Genomic DNA, 19,639 nt, shown 5'->3' with positions numbered 1-19,639 from the left:
GGAACCTTGAAAGGGCTTTGCGCCAGTCGCGCAAGCCCTTCTTTTTTGTCCCGTGCCTTTGAAGTGGATTGTTCCCGACATGCCTGCCCGCTGGTCCCGCCGTCTGTTGCCGCCCTCGCTCAATACCCGCCCCACCGAATGGAGCCGTGCCGCCATTGGCGTGGCCCTGGGCACCCTGATCAGTGTCTGGGCCTGTGCCCGGCTGTTCGGGCTGCCAGTGGCGCTGCACCTGATCGGGCCATTGGGAGCGTCGGCGGTGTTGCTGTTCGCCGTCTCCTCGGGTGCCCTCGCCCAGCCCTGGTCACTCATCGGCAGCTACTTGTGCGCCACCCTGGCCTCGATACTGGTGGTGCATTTCCTCGACCGCAGCCTGGGCAGTGCCGGTCTGGCGGTGTGCCTGGCGGTGCTTGCCATGTGCCTGTTGCGTTGCCTGCACCCGCCAGCGGGAGCCCTCGCCCTGCTGATGGTGATCGCCGACCCGGATACCGTCGCCCTGGGCTGGCGGGTCGTGGAGCCGGTGATGCTCGCGGCGACCTGCCTGCTGGCGGTTGCCATCGGCTACAACAACCTGACCCGGGTGCGCTACCCCAAGGTGCATGTCGAGCCGCCCAGGACCTTTATCAACCCTCCTCGCCCCGGCGAGCCCCTGGGTATCGCCCGTGAAGATCTGGAGCTGGCCCTGGCGCAGATGGAAGCGTTCATCGATGTGACGGCCGAGGATCTGGAGCAGTTGATCAGCGCTTGCGAGGCCCAGGCCAGGCGCCGCAGCATCGGCGAGGTGTTTGCGTCCAGGCCCTGATTTTGCACCAGGCTGGGGCACGGGGCTCGATGCACAGTCATTGACCGTGCAGGCTGAGCCGTTCACGGGCAAGCCCGCTCCCCCAGGTATTCCATGACAGCTGCGGTGCAGTTGCACCGGTGGAAGCGGGTTTGCTGGCGACAGCGCTCGTTCAGACAACCACGGCCCCATCGACTCAGCAGGTTTTGCGCAAATTGGCGCAAAGCTTGCAAAAACCGGAACAACGACCGCCAACGCAGGCGGTTGACCTCACGACAAAGGCGCCGTGTTGCCCCGTTTCGACGGAGAGCGACACAGCGCCTTTTTCTTTTCCGCACGCATCATTTCCTCGGGCAGGAGCAACAGACCATGACCCAGACCAGCGTACGCAGCGTATGCCCCTATTGCGGTGTCGGCTGTGGCATCGTCATGGAGGTGCGCGACAACAAGGTGATCAAGGTCAGCGGCGACAGGCAGCACCCGACCAACTTCGGCCGCCTGTGCACCAAGGGCAGTACCTGCGCCCAGCCGCTCACCCACTCCGGACGCATGGCCCAGGCGTTCATGCGCCACGAGCGCAAGCGTGACCCGGGCCAGGTCGGCATGGACCAGGCTATCGACGAAAGCGCGCGCCGGCTCAAGGCGATCCTCGACGAACACGGCCCCGACGCCCTTTCTTTCTATGTCTCCGGGCAGATGTCGCTGGAAGCCCAGTACCTGATCAACAAGCTGGCCAAGGGGTTTGTCCGCAGCCATCTGATCGAGTCCAACTCACGCCTGTGCATGGCCAGCGCCGGCGCCGGCTACAAGCTGTCGCTGGGCGCCGACGGGCCGCCGGGCTCCTATCAGGACTTCGACCAGGCCGAGCTGTTTTTCGTGATCGGCGCGAACATGGCCGACTGTCACCCGATCCTGTTCCTGCGCCTGATGGACCGGCTCAAGGCCGGTGCCCGGCTGATCGTGGTCGACCCGCGACGCAACGCCACGGCCGACAAGGCCGACCTGTTCCTGCAGATCAGGCCGGGCAGCGACCTGGCCCTGCTCAACGGCCTGCTGCACCTGCTGCTGAAGAACGGCCACACCGATGCCGATTTCATCGCCCGCTTCACCGAGGGCTGGGACGCATTGCCGGAGTTTCTTGAAGACTACCACCCGGCCCGGGTCGCCAGCCTGACCGGCCTGCCCGAGGCGCAGATCCGTCAGGCCGCCCAATGGATCGGCGAGGCGGCCGAATGGATGAGTTGCTGGACCATGGGCCTGAACCAGAGCACTCACGGCACCTGGCACACCAACGCCCTGTGCAACCTGCACCTGGCCACCGGGGCGATCTGCCGTCCCGGCAGCGGGCCGTTCTCCCTCACCGGCCAACCCAACGCCATGGGCGGCCGGGAAATGGGCTACATGGGCCCCGGCCTGCCAGGCCAGCGCTCGGCCCTGGTGGCCGCCGACCGTGAGTTCATCGAAGACCTCTGGCAGATTCCCCGCGGCAGCCTGAGCCAGCGGGTCGGTGGCGGCAGCGTCGCCCTGTTCGAGGACATGCAGGCCGGCAAGGTCAAGGCCTGCTGGATCATCTGTACCAATCCGGTGGCATCCTCGCCCAATCGGCAACGGGTCATTGCCGGGCTCCAGGCCGCCGAACTGGTGATCGCCCAGGACGCCTTTCTCGACACCGAAACCAACCGCTACGCCGATATCCTCCTGCCGGCCGCCCTGTGGGCCGAAACCGAGGGGGTGATGATCAACTCCGAACGCAACCTGACGCTGATGCGCAAGGCCGTCGACGCCCCCGGCCAGGCCCTGCCGGACTGGCAGATCATCGCCCGGGTGGCCTGTGCAATGGGCTATGCCGACGCCTTCGACTACACCAGCGCCGCCCAAGTGTTCGAGGAGATCAAGCGCGCCTGGAACCCCGGCACCGGTTACGACCTGCGCGGCGCCAGTTACCAGCGCCTGGAGCAGACACCCCTGCAGTGGCCCTGCGGCCCCGGGCAGCAGCAGGACCGCAACCCGATCCGCTACCTCAACGACGGCACGCAAGCGGCTGCCGATGGCACTCATCCGCGCCTGCTGTTCCCCACCGCCAGCGGCCGGGCAAGGTTCTTCGCCCGGCCCTGGCAACCACCGGCCGAACAACCCGACGACCACTTCCCCTGGGTACTCAACACCGGGCGCCTGCAGCACCAGTGGCACACCCTGACCAAGACCGGCAAGGTCGCGGCGCTGAACAGGCTCAATCCCGGCCCCTTCGTCGAGATCAATCCGTTCGATGCGGCGCGCCTGGGTATCTCCGAGAAGGATGCCGTCGAGGTGCGTTCCGTAAGGGGACGCGCCGTGCTGCCGGCGCAGATCAGCGAGCGAGTGGCAGCGGGCAACTGCTTCGCGCCCTTCCACTGGAACGATGTCTACGGCGACGACCTGGCGATCAACGCCGTGACCAGCGATGCCGTGGACCCGATCTCACTGCAACCGGAATTCAAGTTCAGCGCCGTGACCCTGCACCGGGTCGCTTCGCCCAAGCCTGATCCACAGCCCTTGCCCCTGCGCACGGAGGCCGCGTATACGATGCAGACCCAAGCCCTGGCCCGGATTCTCGGGCTCGACAGCACGCCCAGCCTCCAGCTGGCGCCCGATGAAAACCTTTACCTGCAAGGCTTCCTGCTCGGACTGGGCCACAGTCAGGCCGCAGCCGGTGTCCCGACCCTGCCGGCGAATGCGCCGCTGCAACCGTCCAACCGACTGATTCTCGAAGGGCTCCTGGCCGGTCTGTTCGCCCGCCAGGAGCCGGCCCAGCCCCAGGTGCTGCCGGCAGTCACGAACGAACAGCCGCCCGTGCTGCTGCTCTGGTCGTCCCAGACCGGTACGGTGGAAGCATTCGCCAAGTCGGCCGCCGAGCGCCTGCGGGAGAAAGGCCATCGGGTGCGGCTGGCCTCGATGGACAGCATCCAGGCTCGGGAGCTGAGCCAGGCTGGCCGTGCGCTGCTGCTGACCAGCACCTTCGGTGACGGCGACCCGCCGGACAACGCCCATGGCCTGTGGCAGGCGCTGGAAGCCGACGATGCCCCGAGCCTGGCCCATCTGCGCTTTGCCGTGCTGGCCTTCGGTGACTCCAGCTACGATCAGTTCTGCGGCTTCGGCCGCAAGCTCGACGAGCGCCTGCACAGTCTCGGCGCACAGCGTCTGGCGGCCCGGGTCGACTGCGAGCCGGACTACCAGGAGCCGGCCAGCGCCTGGTTGGAACAGCTCGATTCGGCCCTCACCGACCAGCCTGTGGTGCTCGTCGGTGCCCCACGTTACAGCCGCCAGCAACCGTTTTCGGCCCGGCTCAAGCACAACCGTCTGCTCAGCGGCCCCGACGCGGGCAAGGAAACCCGGCAGTTCGTCTTCGACCTGGCTGACAGCGGCCTCGACTACCAGGCCGGCGATGCCCTCGGTGTCTGGCCCAGCCACTGCCCCGAACAGGTGGAACAACTGCGTGGCTGCCTGAGCGCGTGCAGCGCCGAGACGGTGGTGTTCCTCAAGGACCAGACGCCCATGCCGCTGGTCGACGCCCTGAGCCGCCATCTGGAGATCGGCCGGATCAGTCCGGCCTTGTTGCAACGGGTCTTTCAACGCTCGGGCAGCAGCCAGCTCAAGCGCCTGCTGGCCGATGAACACAAGACCGAGCTCAAGGACTGGCTGTGGGGCCGGCAACCGGCGGATCTGCTGCGCGAGCTGCAGGTCGAGCTGGGTGCGCAGGAACTGGTGGATTGCCTGAAACCGCTGCAACCGCGGCTGTATTCGATTTCCTCGAGCCCCAAGGCACATCCGGGCGAAGTGCACCTGACGGTTTCGACTGTCCGCTACGAGCACGCCGGGCAGGCGCGTTCCGGTTGCTGTTCGGGGTTCCTCGCCGACCGCGCCGAGGGCCTGGATGTGCCGATCTTCGTGCAGAAATCGGCGAACTTCCGCCCGCCAGCCGATCCTTCGGCGCCGATGATCATGGTCGGTCCGGGTACCGGCATTGCGCCGTTCCGGGCCTTTCTGCAGGAGCGCCAGGCGATCGGCGCAACGGGCAGGAACTGGCTGTTCTTCGGCGAGCAGCATGCCGCCAGTGACTTCTACTACCGCGAGGAACTGCAGGCATGGTGTGAACAGGGCCATCTGCAGCGGCTCGATACCGCGTTTTCCCGGGACCAGGCGCAGAAGATCTACGTGCAGCAGCGGATGATCGAGCAAGGCGCACAGTTGTGGGCCTGGCTGGAGGAAGGTGCGGGGTTCTATGTGTGCGGCGATGCCAGCCGCATGGCGCGGGATGTGGATGCGGCGCTCAGGCAGGTGGTACGCACCCATGGTGGGTTGGATGCGGATGCGGCACAGGCATATGTCCAGGCGTTGGCGGCGGACAAGCGTTATGTGCGGGATGTGTATTGAGCCGCATTCATCCGTGAAAGAGCCCTGGGGGGCGCCCCCATAGCTGGCAGCCGCCAAGCGGAACGCACCAACACAGGTCGAATTTATTCGGAAAATACCGACAAAGACCGAGTAAACCGTACAAACCGGCACTTGGCACACTCCCTGCTTTTATCCAGTCACTTTCTGCCATGAATGACCTGGCAGACCGTTCAGGTGGTCAACGGCGATCACACACAGAACAGGAATAAGACACCAGGCAAAGGCGCCTGGAGCTTCGGCTCCAGGCGTTTTTTTTTGCATTTTTTCTGGCTGCGCCAGTCCGTGACTGGCCGTGATCCGAGGAAGCTCCATGAACGCTATCGTAAATGTCGAACATCGCAGAAAACTGGTGATCGTGGGTAATGGCATGGTCGGCCACCACTGCGTCGAGCAGTTGATCGAGCGTGGCGCCCTGCATCAGTTCGAACTGCATGTCTATGGAGAGGAATGGCAACCGGCCTATGACCGCGTGCACCTGTCCGAATATTTCGCCGGCAAGGACGCCCAGGCCCTGGCCCTCGGCGAGCCCGGCTTGTACGAGCGTCACGGGGTCAGGCTGCACCTGGGCGTCGAAGTGCTGGAGATCGACCGCGACAGGCGCGAGATCGTCACCCGTTCAGGCCGCCAGCCCTACGACCAGTTGATCCTGGCCACCGGTTCCTATCCGTTCGTGCCGCCGATTCCCGGCTCCGAAGGCTCGGCGCGGCTGGTCTACCGCACCCTCGACGATCTCGACGCGATCCGCGCGGCCGCCGCCGAAGCACGCCGTGGCGTGGTGGTCGGCGGCGGCCTGCTGGGCCTGGAGGCGGCCAATGCGCTCAAGTCCCTAGGCCTGGAAGCCCATGTGGTCGAGTTCGCCCCGCGTCTGATGCCGGTGCAACTGGACGGCGATGGCGGTGCCGCCCTCAAGGCGCAGATCGAAGGCCTGGGCGTCGGTGTCCACCTCTCCCGTGCAACCAAGGAAATAGTCGCCGGCGAGCAGTACCGCTACCGGATGAATTTCGACGGCGGCGAATTTCTCGAAACCGACCTGATCGTCTTCTCCGCCGGGATTCGCCCCCGGGACCTGCTGGGCCGCAACAGCGGGCTGGAGATCGCGCCACGGGGCGGCATCGTCATCGACAGCCACTGCCAGACCAGCGACCCGGCCATCTCGGCCATCGGCGAATGCGCCGCCTGGAACGGCAGCGTGTTCGGCCTGGTCGCGCCGGGCTACAGCATGGCGCGCAATGTCGCCAGCCGCCTGGCCGGTGAAGCCGCGGACACCTTCAACGGTGCCGACATGTCGACCAAGCTCAAGCTGCTCGGCGTCGATGTCGGTTCGATCGGCGATGCCCACGGCGCCACCCCGGGCGCACGCAGCTATCGCTTCATCGACGAGGCCAACTCCGCCTACCGGCGCCTGGTGGTCGATGCCGAGGGCAAGAAGGTCATCGGTGCGGTACTGGTGGGCGACAACAGCTACTACGACACCCTGCTGCAATACGTACAGAACTCCATCGCCCTGCCCCAGGACCCGGCCAGCCTGATCCTGCCCATGAACGAAGGCACCCCGACCCTCGGTGCCGATGCCCTGCCCGCCACGGCGACCATCTGCTCCTGCCACAACGTCACCAAGGGCGCGATCTGCTGCGCGGTGGATGCCGGTTGCAGCGATCTGTCCGATCTCAAGGCGCAGACCAAAGCCGCCACCGGCTGCGGCGGCTGCAGCGCGCTGCTCAAGCAGGTCTTCGAGCACGAACTGGTGTCCCGCGGCGTGGCCGTCGACAAGAGCCTCTGCGAACACTTCGCCCATACCCGCCAGGAGCTCTACGCCCTGGTTAGGGTCGGTGGCATCGAGACCTTCGAGGAACTGCTCGCCCGTCACGGCAAGGGTCACACCGGCTGCGACATCTGCAAGCCGGCGGTGGGGTCGATCCTCGCTTCGTGCTGGAACCGGCCGATCATGGACAAGGCGCTGGTGCCGCTGCAGGACACCAACGACACCTTCATGGCCAACATGCAGAAGAACGGCACCTACTCGATCATCCCGCGGATCGCCGCCGGCGAAATCACTCCGGACAAGCTGATCGCCCTGGGTGTGGTGGCGAAGAAATATGACCTCTACACCAAGATCACCGGTGGCCAGCGCATCGACCTGTTCGGCGCACAACTGCACGAACTGCCAGAGATCTGGGGCGAACTGATCGATGCCGGCTTCGAGACCGGCCATGGCTATGGCAAGTCGCTGCGCACGGTGAAATCCTGCGTCGGCAGCACCTGGTGCCGTTACGGTGTGCAGGACAGCGTGGCCATGGCCCTGCTGTTGGAGAACCGCTACAAGGGCCTGCGCGCACCACACAAGTTCAAGCTGGCGGTGTCCGGCTGCACCCGCGAATGCGCCGAGGCCCAGAGCAAGGACATCGGCGTGATCGCCACCGAGAAAGGCTGGAACCTGTATGTCTGCGGCAACGGCGGCATGCGCCCACGCCACGCCGAGCTGTTCGCCACCGACCTGGATGATGAGACGCTGATCCGCTACGTCGACCGTTTCCTCATGTTCTACATCCGCACCGCCGACCGCCTGCAACGCACCTCGGTGTGGCGGGAAAACCTCGAGGGCGGCCTCGACTACCTCAAGGCGGTGATCATCGACGACAGCCTGGGCCTGGCCGCCGAGCTGGAGAACCAGTTGCAACGGGTGGTCGAGCGCTACGAATGCGAGTGGGCCAACGCGATCAGCGACCCGGAAAAACTCAAGCGCTTCCGCACCTTCGTCAACGACCGGCGCGGCGACCCGGACATCCATTTCGTCAAGGAACGTGCGCAGCGCCGGCCGGTGCGCGCCGATGAACTCAACCTGATTGCCGTACATGAGGAGGTGCTCTGATGGGCCAGTCAACCGCACAACACAGCATGGCCAACGATTTGCAGTGGCAGGCGGTCTGCCGCCGCGAAGACCTGGTGGAGAACTCCGGCGTGGTGGTCTGGTTCCACTGCGCCCAGGTCGCGCTGTTCTACCTGCCCGATGACACCCGGGGACGCACCCTGTATGCCATCGACAACCATGACCCGTTGTCCGGCGCCAATGTGATCGGCCGCGGCATCGTCGGCCATATCAAGGGCCAGCCGGTGATCGCCTCGCCGCTGTACAAGCAGCACTTCAACCTCGAGGACGGCAGTTGCCTGGAGTATCCGGAGCAGCAGTTGCGAGTCTGGCCAGTGCGCTGGGCCGGCGATGAAGTGCAGATCGCGGTGATCTGACGTTCGTCGGGAACCTGGCAAGACTGTCAGAACTGACAGTAGCCAGTCTCGACCGCGCAGGCCCTAATGGGCGTCTGGCAGCTGTATCCATCCGGATTGCCAGCGGGACAGGTGTTGCCCAGGCAGCACCTGTCGCTTGTCAGCCACGATGGAGATCACGACGATGGATCACACTCCTCTTCCCGCCCTGAAAATTCCGGTAGCGCTGGAAAAATTCGAATACCCGGAACACAACCTTCTGCCCGTCGACGCCCTCACGTCCAACCTTGCCCTGGACGTCAAGGAAGCGTGGCCCGATTCGGCGCAAGCCGGTCAGGTCGACCATATGACCCTGCTCTACACATCGCCCAGCGGCAGCCCCCACGAGGTGCCCGTGCCGCTGCCCGGGCCGATCCACTTCCCGCTCAGGGTATGGCTGCCCTACAAGTATCTGTGGGAGCAAGGCGTTGCCAAGGTCGCCTTCAAGGTACGCAACCATGCCGGCACCACCTTCGAATCGGAAACGGAGAGATTCACCATCGACCTGCGCGTACCCAAGGACGGCGAAGGAGGCAGCAAGCCTGGGGTGGATGACGAAGTCGGTTACCCGGGGGTGACCCGAGACTACCTGCGCAGGCATTGCAACAGCGTGAAGTTCCATATAGACCGTTATCCCGGGCAGACCGTAGGCGACCAGATCGGCCTCAGCCTCGGCGGGGTCGACGAGCCGGCCATCAGCCAGGCCTTGGTGACCAGTGCCGAACACGACACCGTGATCATCCTGGATGCGCAATATTTCCTCGAAATGGACGATGGCGTGCACATGGCCTACTACAAACTCTCAAGCCGGGCTGGCAAGGTAGGGGGAAACTCCAAGGGGACATTCGTACGCATAGACATCGGCCCGCGTAGCTGACGTAGGCGTCAACCGGCCATGCAGCGAAGCGGCTGGCCGGTCTGCGCAGTGGTTCGCGGACCTTCAGTTGCGCTATCGTCCACATAGACGATTCCGAACGCGTAACAAGGCCCGCAATGCTCAAGACCCTTGAAGCCCAGGTGACCAGCCAGGCTCCTACACCGGCACTCCAGGCGGAGTTTGCGCAACACGATTTCGAACGGCTGCGCGGTTTCTGCAGCCTGATCTACCTGGCCAGCCTGGGGATCTGGCTGCTGTTCGACCTGATCGTCAGCTTCATTGGCGCCCAGGGTTTCACCTGGATGTCCCTGCTGTTCATCGCCAGCCTGACCGCCCTGGTGATCCTGCAACGCTTCGTGCGCCAGGCACGGCACTTCGACCTGCTGAACCTGGTGTTCGTCGCCGTGATCGCCCTGGGCATCCGACTGGTGATCGAGGGGCTGCCCCAGGAGCAGCATGCGGTTTGGCAGATACTTGCAGCCTCCAGCATTCTCTACAGTGCCTCGGTGCTGCCGTTGAGTCGCTGGTCATTTCTCTGCGCAGTGGGCGTTTGCTGGGTAGTGCTCGATCCCTTCTTCATGACCGGGATCGTCGTCTACGAGCTCAAGGGGGCGCTGATCCTCAGCTATTCGCTGTTTCTCACCGGAATTACCCTCTACAGTTTCTTCAGGCTGCGACAGGCCAAGCTGCACAACCACATCATGGCTGGACGGCTGCTGGAACAGGCTTATATCGATGCGCTGACGGCCATTCCCAATCGACGCTCGTTCATGAGCAAGACCCAGCAGCACTTGCGCACGACGCCGCAGGATCATGCCCAGTACCTGGCAATGATTGATGTCGACAATTTCAAGAAGGTCAACGACGTGCACGGCCACAACGTCGGCGATGAAGTGCTCAAGCGCGTGGCGGCGGACATCAGGACGGTGATGGGGGACTTCGAGTATGCCCGGCTGGGCGGTGAGGAATTCGCAGTGTACCTGCACGGCATGCCCCGTATCGAGGCCGAGGCACTGATGGCGCGCCTGTGCCGACGGGTGCGTGAAGCGATGACCGAGTATCCGGTGACCATCAGTATCGGCCTGGCCCGGATCGAGCCGCAGGACACGCTGAACTCGGCACTGGTCAAGGCTGACCAGGCGCTCTACAGCTCCAAGCACAGCGGCAAGGACCGCTATACCTTTTTTGAGTGACGGAGTTGCGCTGGCCAGCCAGGCTGGCCGCGAACAGGCCCACCGCAGGGATCGGGTTACTTGGCGGCCACCGGCCCGGTGGCGCCGTCCCAGCCCCCGCCGAGGGCGGCGATCAGTTGCACACTGGCGATCAGCCGGCTCTGCAGCAGGCTCAGCACGCTGCGCTCGTTGCTCAGGGCAGTGGTCTGCACGGTGACCACATCCAGGTAGGCGATCAGTCCGGCCTTGTACTGGTTTTCGGTCAGGCGCAGGGATTCACGGGCCGAGTCCAGCGCCTGCTGGCGCACCACCGCCTCGTTCTCCATCACCTTGAGCTGTATCAGGTAGTTCTCCACCTCGCGGAAACCGTCGAGCACGGTCTGGCGATACTTGGCGACAGTCTGGTCATACACCGCCTCGGTCCGTTCCACTTCCGCCGAGCGCTGCCCGCCGTCGAACAGGGTCATCGCCAGTTTCGGCCCCACCGACCAGAAACGGTTCGGCAGGCTGATCCAGTCGGCATAGGTACTGCTGCTGTAGCCGCCGGACAGGCTCAGGGTCAGGTCCGGGTAGTAGGCCGCCTTCGCCACGCCGATCTTGGCGTTGGCGGCAATCACCGAGCGCTCCGCCGAGGCGACATCCGGACGCCGCTCCAGCAGTTGCGACGGCAGGCCCAGCGGAATCGGCGGCAACGCCGGAACGTCGCGGGTGGCCGCCAGCTTGAAGTCGGCCGGCGCCTGCCCGGTCAGCACGGCGATGGCGTTCTCGAACTGGGCGCGCTGCCAGACCAGGTCGATCAGGTCGCCCTGGGCGCTTTTCAACTGGGTCTGCGCCTGGGCGATCGAGGCCTTGTCCGAAACGCCGAAGCGGTACTGGTTCTCGGTGGTTTTCAGCGAGCGCTCATAGGCCTGCACGGTGGCTTCGAGCAGGCGTTTCTGCTCATCGATCACCCGCAGTTGCAAGTAGTTCTGCACCAGTTCCGATTGCTGGCTCAGGCGCATCGCCGCCAGGTCGGCGAAGCTTGCCTGGGCACTCGCCTGGTCCGCCTCGAGGCCGCGGCGCAGCTTGCCCCAGACATCGGCTTCCCAGCTCACGCCCAGTTGCGCGTTGTAGGTGTCGCGAATCCCGCTCGCGGAACTGCTCAGGCTCGAGTTGCTGCTGCCGGTGCCCTGGCTGGAACGGGTCTTGCCCGCGCTCAGGTCGACACTGGGAAAGAACGCCCCGCGGGAACTGCGCACCAGGGCCTGGGCCTGGCGGAACTGCGCCTCGGACTGGGCCACGGTCTGGTTGCCGCTGTTGAGTTTTTCCACCAGGCCATTGAGCACCGGATCGCCATACAGCTCCCACCAGGCGCCACGGGCCAGCGAGTCGCTGGGCTGGGCCTGGCGCCAGCCGGCGGCTTCCTTGTACTGCGCCGGCGTGGCGGCTTCCGGGCGCTTGTAGTCCGGGCCGACGGCGCAGGCGCTGAGCATCAGCCCGCACAGGGCCAGGCTCAGCAGGCGCGAGCCGCGGGCCATTTCCAGGCGTTGTGCGGCCCGGGCGGTCGCATTGCAGTAGGAGTGGTCAGTCATAGCGGAGTTTCCAGAGCACCATCGGTACGGACGCCACGCCAGGCGTTGAAACGGTGGCGCAGGCGGTCGAGATAAAGGTAAACCACCGGGGTGGTGTAAAGGGTCAGGACCTGGCTGAAGACCAGCCCGCCGATGATGGTCAGGCCCAGCGGCTGGCGCATTTCCGCCCCTTCGGCGGTGCTCAGCAGCAGCGGCAGTGCACCGAGGATCGCCGCCAGGGTGGTCATCAGGATCGGCCGCAGGCGCAGCAGACAGGCTTCACGGATCGAGGCCAGGGGCTCGAGCGCCGAATGGCGCTCCAGTTGCAGGGCCAGGTCGATCATCAGGATCGCGTTCTTCTTCACCACACCGATCAGCAGGAACAGCCCGAGCAGGGAAATCAGGCTGAACTCGCCGCCCAGCAGGTAGATGCTGAGCAAGGCGCCGACGCCGGCCGAAGGCAGGGTCGAGAGGATGGTCAGCGGATGGATGTAGCTCTCGTAGAGCACCCCCAGTACCAGGTAGACCGCCACCAGCGCGCCGAGAATCATGAACGGCTGGCTTTTCTGGGTGGCGGCAAAGGCATCGCTGGTGCCGGCCATCTTGGCAATCACCGACTCCGGCAGGCCTAGCTTGGCCACCGCCCGCTCGATCGCCGCCGTGCCCTGCTCCACCGTCACGCCCGGGGCCATGTCGAACGACAGGCTTTGCGAGGCGAACTGCCCCTCATGGCTGACCTGGTCTTCCTGCAGGCTGTTCTCGTAGTGGGCGATGGCCGACAGCGGAATGCGCTGGCCGTCGCTGCCGATCACCTTGACCTGGTTCAGGGTTTCCGGGTCCTGGGCGTATTTCGGGTTGACCTCCATCACCACCTGGTACTGGTTCAGGCTGTCATAGATGGTGGAGATCTGCCGCTGGCTGTAGGCGTTGTTCAGCACTGCGGTGACCATGCTCATGTCGACGCCCAGGCGCTTGGCGGTATCGCGGTCGACCACCAGGGTGGTCTGCTGCGCGCCGCGACCTTCGCGGGCGTCGATGGCGGTCAGTTCCGGCAGCCCCTTGAACGCCGCGATCACCTTCGGATACCACTCGCGCAGGGCCGCCAGGTCGTCGCTCTGCAGGATGTAGGAGTACTGCGCGGTGGTCTGCTCGCGACCGCCGCCGAACTGCAGGTCCTGGTCGGCCATCAGCATCAGGCGTGCGCCGGGGACCTTGGGCATCTCGTCACGCAGGCGCTCGATGACCTTCTGCGCCGAGATGTTGCGTTCCTTGATCGGCTTGAGACGTACCAGCATGAAAGCGTTGTTGGTGCCGTTGTTGCCACCGATGAAGCCGGCCACGCTCTGTACCGCGGGGTCGGCCAGGATCGCCTTGCGGAACGTCTCCATCTTCGGTTGCATCACGCCGAACGACAGCCCGTCATCGCCGCGGATGAAACCGATCAGTTGCCCGGTGTCCTGCTGCGGCATGAAGGTCTTGGGCACCACCACGTACAGTGCGACGTTGACAGCGATGGTCACCAGCAGGCTGAGCAGGGTCAGGCGCCGGTGGCGCAACACCCAGTCCAGGCTGCGGGCGTAGGCGCTGACCATGCGCTCGTTGGCCTGCTCGCTCCAGCGCTGCAGGCGCGTCTGCGCGCCCTGGGGCTTGAGCCAGCGGGCGCAGAGCATCGGCGTCAGGGTCAGGGAGACTACCAGAGACACGATGATCGACGCCGCCAGGGTGATCGAGAACTCGCGGAACAGACTCTCGATGATGCCGCCCATGAACAGGATCGACAGAAACACCGCCACCAGCGAAACGTTCATCGACAACAGGGTAAAACCGACCTCCTTCGCCCCGAGGTAGGCCGCCTTCATCGGCGACACGCCCTCGTCGATATGCCGGGAGATGTTCTCCAGCACCACGATCGCATCGTCCACCACCAGGCCGGTGGCGAGGATCAGCGCCATCAGCGACAGGTTGTTCAGGGAGAACCCGTAGAGGTACATGATGGCGAAGGTACCGATCAGCGACACCGGCACCGCCAGGGTCGGAATCAGCGACGCGCGGAAGTTGCCGAGGAACAGGTAGACCACCAGCACCACCAGGGCGACGGCGATCAGCAGGGTCATCTCGGCTTCATGCAGGGTCGCCTTGATCACCGGCGAGCGGTCCATGGCCAGGTTCAGCTTGACGCTGGACGGCAACACCGCCTGCAAAGCCGGCAACTGCGCCTTGATCTCGTTGACCGTCTGGATGATGTTGGCGCCGGCCTGGCGGTTGATCACCAGCAGCACGGCGGCGTCATTGTTGAAGAAACCGCTGTTGTAGCGGTCCTCGACGCTGTCCTTGATCTTCGCCACATCGCCCAGGCGCAGGGCCGCACCGTTCTGGTAGTGGATGATCAGCGGCTCGTAGTCCTTGGCCTTCTCCAACTGGTCGTTGGCCTGCACCTGCCAGTTGCGCTGGTCGTCCTCCAGCGATCCCTTGGGCCGGCGCACGTTGGCGTTGGCGATGGTGGTACGTACATCGTCCAGGGCCACGCCGTACTGGTTCAACGCCTGGGGTTCGAGTTCGATGCGCACCGCCGGCAGCGAACTGCCGCCGATCTGCACCTCGCCCACGCCCGGCACCTGGGAGAGGCTCTGGGACAGGATGGTCGAGGCCAGGTCGTACAATTGGCCCTTCTGCAACACGTCGGAGGTCAGCGACAACACCATGATCGGCGCCTGGGACGGGTTGACCTTCTTGTAGGTCGGCATGCTGCGCATGCCGCTGGGCAGCAGGTTGCGCGAAGCGTTGATGGCTGCCTGCACCTCCCGCGCCGCGCCGTTGATGTCGCGGTCCAGGTCGAACTGCAGGATCACCCGGGTCGAACCCTGGCTGGAGCGGCTGCTCATGGTGTTGACGCCGGGGATCACCCCGAACGAGCGCTCCAGCGGTGTGGCCACGGTCGAGGCCATGACTTCCGGGCTGGCACCCGGCAGGCTGGCCTGGACCACGATCACCGGGAAGTCCATCTGCGGCAGTGGCGATACCGGCAACAGGCCGAAGCTGACGCCACCGAGCAGGACGATCGCCAGGCTCAGCAGCATGGTCGCTACCGGCCGGCGGATGAAGGGTCCGGAAAGGTTCATGTGTCGGCCTGCTCCAGGCGGCTCGGATGCCGCCCCCAGCGCCGTCCCAGCCGATCGAAGAACAGGTAGATCACCGGCGTGGTGAACAGCGTCAGCACCTGGCTGACCAGCAACCCGCCGACCATCACCAGGCCCAGGGGCTGACGCAGTTCGGCGCCGGAGCCGGTCGCCAGCATCAGCGGCACGGCACCGAAAAGCGCCGCCAGAGTGGTCATCAGGATCGGCCGGAAGCGCAGCAGCGCCGCCTGGTAGATCGCCTGCTCGGGCGGGATGCCCTGGTTGCGTTCGGCGTCAAGGGCGAAGTCGATCATCATGATCGCGTTCTTCTTGACGATACCGATCAGCAGGATGATGCCGATGATGGCGATCATGCCCAGGTCATTGCCGCTGAGGATCAGTGCCAGCAAGGCACCCACCGCGGCCGATGGCAGGGTCGAGAGGATGGTCACCGGATGGATATAGCTCTCGTAGAGCACCCCGAGCACGATGTACATGGTCACCACCGCCGCCAGGATCAGCAGCAAGGTGCTCGACAACGAGGCCTGGAAGGCTTCGGCGGCGCCCTGGAACTGGGTCTGCACGCCGATCGGCATGCCGATCTCCTGCTTGACCTGGTCGATGATCCCGACGCCCTTGCCCAGGGCGACGCCCGGCGCCAGGTTGAACGACATCGTCACCGCCGGGAACTGGCCGATATGCGAGATCGCCAGTTGCGCCTGGCGCTCCTCGATCCGCGCCAGGCTCGACAGCCGGACCTGACTGCCGCTGGTGGTCTTGACGTGGATCTGATCGAGGGCGGCCGGGCCGATCTTCTCCCCGGCCTGGGCCTGGAGCACCACACGATACTGGCTGGCCTGGGTGTAGATGGTGGAAATCTGCCGCTGGCCGAAACCGTCGTACAGCGCATCGGTGATATCGGAGACCGACACGCCGAGCCGTGAGGCGGCATCGCGGTCGATCACCAGGTACACCTGCAGGCCCTTGTCCTGCAGGTCGCTGGCGACGTCGGTCAGTTCCGGGCGCTGGGCCAGGGCGTGGACCAGCTTGTCGCTCCATTCGGCGAGCAGGTCGGCGTCCGGCGAGGACATGCTGAACTGGTACTGGGTGCGGCTGACCCGATCCTCGATGGTCAGGTCCTGCACCGGCTGCATGTACAGCCGGATGCCGACCAGTTGGTCCACCTCCGGTTGCAGGCGTGCGATCACCTGCGCCGCGCTGAGGTCTCGCTGACGATGGGGCTTGAGGTTGATCAGCAGCCGCCCGCTGTTGAGCGTGGCGTTGTCGCCGTCGACACCGATATAGGAAGACAGGCTTTCCACCGCCGGGTCGGCCAGGATCACCTTGGCCAGTTCCTGTTGCCGCTGGCTCATGGCGGCGAACGACACCGATTGCGGCGCCTCGGAAATACCCTGGATCACGCCGGTATCCTGCACCGGGAAGAAGCCCTTGGGCACCACCAGGTAAAGGAACACGGTCAGCGCCAGGGTGCCGACGGCCACCAGCAGGGTCAGCGTCTGGTTCCTCAATACCCATTGCAGCTTGCGTCCGTAGGACTCGATCAGCCAGTCGATCCAGGCACCGCTGGCCCGGTAGAAACGCCCCTGCTCCTGTTCCTTGGGTTCACGCTTGAGCAGACGCGCGCACATCATCGGTGTGAGGGTCAGCGAGACCACCAGGGAAATCAGGATGGCCACCGCCAGGGTAATGGCGAACTCGCGAAACAACCGCCCCACCACATCGGCCATGAACAGCAGCGGGATCAGTACCGCAATCAGCGACAGGGTCAGCGACACCAGGGTGAAACCGATCTGCTTCGCGCCCTTGAGCGCCGCCTGCATCGGGCTGTCACCCTCCTCGATGAAGCGCGAGATGTTTTCCAGCATGACGATGGCATCGTCGACCACGAAACCGGTGGCGATGGTCAGGGCCATCAGCGTCAGGTTGTTGATCGAGAAGCCGGCCAGGTACATCACGCCGAAGGTACCGATCAACGACAGTGGCACCGCCACCGATGGAATAATGGTGGCGCTGGCCCGGCGCAGGAACAGGAACGTGACCATCACCACCAGGGCGATGGCGATCAGCAGTTCATGCTGTACGTCGGTCACCGAAGCACGGATGGTCTGGGTGCGGTCGGTGAGCACGGCGACGTCGATGCCGGCCGGCAGGTTGTCGGTGATGCTCGGCAGCAGCGCCTTGATCCGGTCGACCACCTCGATGACGTTGGCCCCCGGCTGGCGCTGAATATTCAGCAATACCGCCTGGCTCTGGTTGGCCCAGGCCGCCAGGCGTTCGTTTTCCGCACCGTCGATGATCTCGGCCACGTCCTTGAGGCGCAACGGCGCGCCGTTCTTGTAGGCGAGAATCAGCTCGGCGTATTCCTTGGGCGAACGCAACTGGTCGTTGGCATCGAGCATCGACACCCGGGTCGGGCCGTCGAAGTTGCCCTTGGGCTGGTTGACGTTGGAGGCGCCGATCAGCGTGCGCACGTCGGACAGGTTCAGGCTGTTAGCCGCCAGGGCCTCGGGGTTGACCTTGATCCGCACCGCCTGGCGCTGGCCACCGGCGATGCTGACCATGCCGACACCACTGATCTGGGCGATCTTCTGCGCCATGCGCGTGTCGACCAGGTCATTGAGCTTGGGCAGCAGCATGGTTTTCGAAGTGATCGCCAGGGTCAGCACCGGGGTATCCGCCGGGTTGACCTTGTTGTACACCGGCGGTGCCGGCAGATCCTTGGGCAGCAGGTTGGTCGCGGCGTTGATCGCCGCCTGGACCTGCTGCTCGGCGACATCCATGTTGATGTCGAGGTTGAAGCGCAGGGTCAGCACCGAGGCACCGCCGGAACTGGTGGAAGCCATCTGGGTCAGCCCGGGCATCTGCCCGAACTGGCGTTCCAGCGGCGCGGTGACCGCGCTGGTCATCACGTCCGGGCTGGCGCCCGGATACAGGGTCATGACACGGATCGTCGGGTAGTCGACCTGGGGCAGTGCCGACACCGGCAGCAGCCGGTAGGCGATCACCCCGGCCAGGACGATCGCCAGCATGCTCAGGGTAGTCGCTACCGGGCGGAGAATGAACAGCCGCGAGAGATTCATGCGCCGACCTTTTTCGCCTTGGTGTCAGTACCCGCTTCGCCGTCCTTGGCCTTGGCACCGTGCAAGTGCTCGGCTGGCGTACTTGGTACGTCCTGGCTGTCATTGACCACTTCCACCTCGCCCCCATCCTTGAGGCGGTCGGTGCCTTCGAGCACCACCCGGTCACCGGCGGCCAGGCCCGAGGTGATCACAGTGACATTACCGTCACTCGGCCCGACCTTCAGCGGACGAATCCTGACCTTCCTGTCACCCTCCAGCGCATAGACGAAGGTCCCGTCGGTACCGAACTGGATCGCCGCGCTCGGCGCCAGTATCACGCCTTTCAGGGTATCGGCCAGCAGGCGCACGTTGACGAACTGGTTGGGGAACAGGCTCTGGTCCTTGTTCTCGTAGAGCGCCTTGAACTTCAGGGTGCCGGTGGTGATGTCGATCTGGTTGTCCAGGCTCTGCAGCACGCCGGTGGCCTGCAGCTTCACATCACCACGATCCCAGGCTTCGGCCGGCAGGTGCGCACCACTGCGGAAACGCGGCAGCACCACGTCCAGGTTGTTCTCCGGCAGGGTGAACGCCACGCTGATCGGCTGGGTCTGGGTGATCACGGCCACGGCCTGGGTGTCGTTGGCCGCCAGCAGGTTGCCGACGTCCAGCTGGCGCAGGCCCAGGCGTCCGGAAATCGGTGCGCGAATCTTGGTGAACGCCAGGTTCAGCTTGGCCGCGTCGACCGCGCCCTGGTTGTTCTTCACCGTGCCCTGGTACTGCAGTACGGTGGCCTCGGCGGTGTCCAGGGTCTGCTTGGCGATACTGTCCTCGGCATACAGCCCGCGATAGCGCTGCAGGTCGACCTGAGCGTTCTTCAACTGGGCCTGGCTCTGCAATAGGGTGCCCTGGGCCTGCAGCAAGGCGCTTTCATAGTTGCGCGGGTCGATTTCGGCGAGCACGTCGCCGGCCTTGACCATCTGCCCTTCCTGGAAATTGATCTTGACCAGTTGGCCGCCCACCTGCGCCCGCACATTGACCGTGTTCAGCGCGGTCACGGTGCCCAGCGCCTTGTAGTAGAGCGGGAAATCGCCGACGGTCGCCGGAGCCACGCGCACCGGTACCGGCCCGGTGGAAGCGCCGAAGCCCGGGCGCATCATGCCCGTCTTGCCGGTATGCCCTGCCGGCTTGTGTTCGGTCTTGTGCTCGCCGGCCGGCCAGAAATGCCAGCACAGCGCCGCGATGATCAACACGGTGAACAGGCCGAACAGCCAACGACGGGATTTGCGAGGAGCAGAGGATTGCATGGAGTGATCAACCATTGTGGGCGAGAGCTTCTTCCTTAGGAGCCTGAAAGATAAGCACTCAAATGTTTCA

At 64.8% G+C, this 19,639-nt stretch carries 10 protein-coding genes; 6 read left to right on the top strand and 4 right to left on the bottom strand.

The window, feature by feature from the left end; genetic code table 11:
* Positions 1-79 precede the first annotated feature (79 nt).
* The 6 genes from ACM62G_RS27210 (at position 80) to ACM62G_RS27185 (ending at position 10,540) form a co-directional block, all read left to right on the top strand.
* On the top strand, positions 80-799 hold the full coding sequence (locus tag ACM62G_RS27210) for an HPP family protein (protein ID WP_419736030.1): 720 nt from the start codon (positions 80-82) through the stop codon (positions 797-799).
* Between the two features lie 348 nt (positions 800-1,147).
* On the top strand, positions 1,148-5,188 hold the full coding sequence (locus ACM62G_RS27205) for a molybdopterin-dependent oxidoreductase (RefSeq protein ID WP_419736029.1): 4,041 nt from the start codon (positions 1,148-1,150) through the stop codon (positions 5,186-5,188).
* Positions 5,189-5,519: 331 nt separating this feature from the next.
* The gene (gene nirB, locus ACM62G_RS27200; protein ID WP_419736028.1) at positions 5,520-8,078 is read left to right on the top strand and encodes a nitrite reductase large subunit NirB; all 2,559 of its coding nucleotides are present in this window, start codon (positions 5,520-5,522) and stop codon (positions 8,076-8,078) included.
* A complete protein-coding gene (gene nirD, locus ACM62G_RS27195) occupies positions 8,078-8,452 on the top strand; it encodes a nitrite reductase small subunit NirD (protein WP_054059517.1) in 375 nt (124 codons plus the stop codon). The genes nirB and nirD overlap by 1 nt, the downstream gene beginning before the upstream one ends.
* 163 nt (positions 8,453-8,615) lie before the next feature.
* Positions 8,616-9,347: a hypothetical protein gene (locus ACM62G_RS27190; RefSeq protein WP_273820800.1), complete on the top strand. Its 732-nt coding sequence runs from the start codon at positions 8,616-8,618 to the stop codon at positions 9,345-9,347.
* Between the two features lie 116 nt (positions 9,348-9,463).
* Positions 9,464-10,540: a GGDEF domain-containing protein gene (locus ACM62G_RS27185; protein WP_419736027.1), complete on the top strand. Its 1,077-nt coding sequence runs from the start codon at positions 9,464-9,466 to the stop codon at positions 10,538-10,540.
* Positions 10,541-10,596: 56 nt separating this feature from the next.
* On the opposite strand, the gene ACM62G_RS27180 is transcribed toward ACM62G_RS27185, so the two are convergent.
* From ACM62G_RS27180 to ACM62G_RS27165, 4 genes are read right to left on the bottom strand one after another with little or no spacing between them, the layout of a single operon-like run.
* Positions 10,597-12,090 (bottom strand): efflux transporter outer membrane subunit, encoded by a 1,494-nt coding sequence (locus tag ACM62G_RS27180; protein ID WP_419736026.1) that lies wholly within the window; start codon positions 12,088-12,090, stop codon positions 10,597-10,599.
* Positions 12,087-15,188, bottom strand: coding sequence for a multidrug efflux RND transporter permease subunit (locus ACM62G_RS27175; protein WP_419736025.1), 3,102 nt, complete (start codon positions 15,186-15,188; stop codon positions 12,087-12,089). Before ACM62G_RS27175 ends, ACM62G_RS27180 begins: the two co-directional genes overlap by 4 nt.
* On the bottom strand, positions 15,185-18,286 hold the full coding sequence (locus ACM62G_RS27170; RefSeq protein ID WP_419736024.1) for an MdtB/MuxB family multidrug efflux RND transporter permease subunit: 3,102 nt from the start codon (positions 18,284-18,286) through the stop codon (positions 15,185-15,187). The genes ACM62G_RS27175 and ACM62G_RS27170 overlap by 4 nt, the downstream gene beginning before the upstream one ends.
* Positions 18,283-19,584, bottom strand: coding sequence for an MdtA/MuxA family multidrug efflux RND transporter periplasmic adaptor subunit (locus ACM62G_RS27165; protein WP_419736023.1), 1,302 nt, complete (start codon positions 19,582-19,584; stop codon positions 18,283-18,285). Before ACM62G_RS27165 ends, ACM62G_RS27170 begins: the two co-directional genes overlap by 4 nt.
* Between the last annotated feature and the right edge of the window lie 55 nt (positions 19,585-19,639).

Source organism: Pseudomonas sp. COR18, from assembly GCF_048568395.1.
GTDB lineage: Bacteria > Pseudomonadota > Gammaproteobacteria > Pseudomonadales > Pseudomonadaceae > Aquipseudomonas > Aquipseudomonas fuscovaginae_B.
This window is presented reverse-complemented; position numbering and strand designations above follow the sequence as displayed.